The sequence below is a fragment of the Phocaeicola sp. RTP21198st1_B8_RTP21198_201120 genome, assembly GCF_040929485.1.
Taxonomy (GTDB): Bacteria; Bacteroidota; Bacteroidia; order Bacteroidales; family Bacteroidaceae; genus Phocaeicola; species Phocaeicola dorei.
This window is the reverse complement of the sequence record NZ_JBCOCI010000155.1, coordinates 1-1,284: the sequence shown is the minus strand read 5'-3', so window position 1 is coordinate 1,284 and position 1,284 is coordinate 1. Positions and strand designations below refer to the sequence as shown.

1 protein-coding gene is annotated in these 1,284 nt (G+C 59.2%); it reads left to right on the top strand.

All coding sequences use genetic code 11. From position 1 onward, the window contains the following. On the top strand, positions 1-1,284 hold a 1,284-nt coding region (locus AB5935_RS23600; protein WP_368327633.1), incomplete at both ends, for a DNA topoisomerase.

Genomic DNA, 1,284 nt, shown 5'->3' with positions numbered 1-1,284 from the left:
CCTCGTGCAGCTTGCCATGCCCGACGGCTACGGCATACGCGGCTTCGTCCGTGACAACCTGCCCGTCATCCCCGACACCTTCACGCTCGTCCCCCGCCAGACCAAGACGGAGAAGGGTTACAAGCCTGACAGCGGTGTGGCGGCGCAGATAAAGGTTATCGCCACCCTGTTCAACAGGAGCGAACAAATCATCGTGGCGACCGATGCAGGGCGTGAGGGTGAGCTTATCTTCCGATACCTCTACCATTATATCGGATGCACCACCCCGTTGGTGCGCCTTTGGATAAGCTCGCTTACCGACAAGGCTATCCGCGAGGGGCTGCGCAACCTCGAAGCGGGCGGCAAATACGACAATCTCTATCTTGCCGCCAAAGCGCGGAGCGAATCAGACTGGCTCGTGGGCATCAACGGCACGCAGGCACTCTCCATCGCCGCCGGACACGGCACATATTCCATCGGACGGGTGCAGACACCTACATTGGCAATGGTGTGCGCACGCTATTGGGAGAACCGCCGCTTCACACCCGAAGCCTTTTGGCAGCTCCATATCGCAACGGACGGCTGCGACGAAGGAACAGTGAAGTTTTCCTCTTCCGAAAAGTGGAAAGAGAAAGAGCCTGCGACGGAACTGTATGATAAGGTGAAGTCGGCAGGCACAGCCACCGTCACGAAAGCCGAACGCAAGGAGAAGACGGAGGAAACACCGCTCCTGTACGACCTGACGACGCTCCAGAAGGAAGCCAACGCCAAGCACGGCTTCACGGCGGAACAGACGCTTGAAATCGCGCAGAAGCTCTATGAGAAGAAGCTCATCACCTATCCGCGAACCGGAAGCCGCTACATACCCGAAGACATGTTCGCTGAAATCCCCAAGCTGCTCGCCTTCATCGGGGCTTTGCCCGAATGGAAAGGCAAGGTGCAGCCGAAAGCGCAGCCGACACGCCGCAGTGTGGACGGCGGCAAGGTGACGGACCACCACGCCCTGCTCGTCACTGGCGAGAAGCCGCTGTTCCTCTCCAAAGAGGACAGCACCATTTATCAGATGGTTGCCGGGCGCATGATTGAGGCTTTCTCCGAGAAATGCGTCAAGGACACCGCCACCGTCACGGCGGAATGTGCCGGAGTGGAGTTCACGGTGAAAGGCAGCATCATCAGGCAAGCCGGATGGCGTGCCGTCTATGGCGGGGAGGACAAGGAAGAAACCGCCATCCCCGATTGGCGGGAAGGCGACACGCTGACGCTGAAAGGCTGCTCCATCACGGAGGGCAAGACCAAACCCAAACC